Origin of the sequence: Mesorhizobium sp. M7A.F.Ca.CA.001.10.2.1 (assembly GCF_003998575.1) — a bacterium.
GTDB lineage: Bacteria > Pseudomonadota > Alphaproteobacteria > Rhizobiales > Rhizobiaceae > Mesorhizobium.
On the sequence record NZ_RZQY01000987.1, the window covers coordinates 1 to 1,513 of the forward strand.

At 63.6% G+C, this 1,513-nt stretch carries 1 protein-coding gene and 1 pseudogene; both read right to left on the reverse strand.

Annotated elements, in window-relative coordinates; all coding sequences use genetic code 11:
- Positions 1-274 precede the first annotated feature (274 nt).
- The gene (locus EN964_RS34255; protein WP_127271910.1) at positions 275-1,201 is read right to left on the reverse strand and encodes a Gfo/Idh/MocA family protein; all 927 of its coding nucleotides are present in this window, start codon (positions 1,199-1,201) and stop codon (positions 275-277) included.
- 182 nt (positions 1,202-1,383) lie between these two features.
- Positions 1,384-1,513, reverse strand: a pseudogene (locus tag EN964_RS38950) (transcriptional regulator); the annotation flags it as partial.

Consider the following 1,513-nt stretch of genomic DNA (forward strand, 5'->3'; position numbering starts at 1 on the left):
GGAGCATCGTCTGGTGCCTTGTTTTGCAGGCTGGCGCCGCCCCTCATCTGCCTGCCGGCATCTTCTCCCCGTATAGTGACGGGGAGAAGGACGCCGTCGCTGACGATTTCGCCAATCGGCGACCTTGCAGGGCGAACGCCGGCGTCGCCATTGCCCCTTTCTCCCCGTCACTATACGGGGAGAAATGTCCGGCAGGACAATGAGGGGCGGCGCGCCCTTCGCAAATGATCCGGAAAGTGGGGATCGGAGCGAGGTCGCTCTTCACAGCCCATTGTCAATCGAAGAACGCCTCGACCACGTTGCGCTTGCCGAGCATGAAGGCGTCAGCGACATGCTGCAGCGGCGCCAGATCGACATCGGAGGTGCCGGCGCGGACGATCTCGGCGAAGCGCTTGTAGAGCATCGGGTACTCGGCCTCCGGCTCGTCATGAACCACCTTGCCGTCGATGGCGAGCTTCGAGCCGCCGCCCGACAGCACCATCGCGCCCTTGTCGGTGTCGGCCAGGATGTCCCAGCTTTGCGGGCCTGTCTGCAGCCAGTCGAGGTCCATCGTCACCGGCAACCCGTTCGAGGTGCGGAAGGCGACGCGCGCGGCAACCGGGGAGGCGCGGTTTTCGGGAAAATCCAGCACCGCCGAGGTGATGAACATCGCCGGCAGGATATGGGTGGCAATCGACAGCGCGTTGATGCCGGGATCGAAGACGCCGAAACCGCCGGGAGCCCAGATCCATTCCTGGTTCGGGTGCCAGCGGCGCACGTCTTCCTTCCAGTTGATGGCGGCCGACCTGATCTTGGCTTTGTCGAGGAATGCACGCGCGGCCTCTACGGCCGGCGCATAGCGCGAGTGCCAGCTGGCGAACAGCGAAACCCCGTTCTGTGCGGCCAATGTCTTGAGGTCCTCGACCTCGCTGACAGTGGCGCCAGGCGGCTTCTCCAGGAAGACATGCTTCTTGGCCATCAGTGCCGTCCGCGCCGCATCGTAGCGGAACTGCGGCGGCATGCAGAGCGACACGGCCTCGAGCTCGGGCACAGCGTCGAGCATGGCTTCGATGTCAGGAAAATTCGTGATGTCATCCACCTTGCCGTGACGGCTGGCGGCCGCGATGAGGCGATAGTCCTGGTCTTTCGCCAGGGCCGGTAGGTGCTGGTCGCGGACGATCTTGCCGACGCCGACGATGCCTATCTTGATGGGCTGGGACACGGCCGCTCCGTCTGTTTGATGATGGTGATGGTTTCTTATCAGAACACTTGCCCCGGGCAAGCCGAAGCCAAGCAGCCAAACTCAGCCTTCCTCGAGCGGCAGTGCGTATTTTGTCGGCTGGGAATGCCTCGATCGCCGATTCGTCTCGGCAGTCGATTCGAAAGCTGGACCGGGGGTTGGAGTCAGATCGGCACGTCGAAGGTAACGATCGACACTTCGCCTTCGAGCGCGCCCTGGAAGGCGGAGATATGCGGCTCGTCGTCGGGGATGCCGTCCATGTCGCCGATCTGGTCGAGTTCGGCCTCGGCGTAC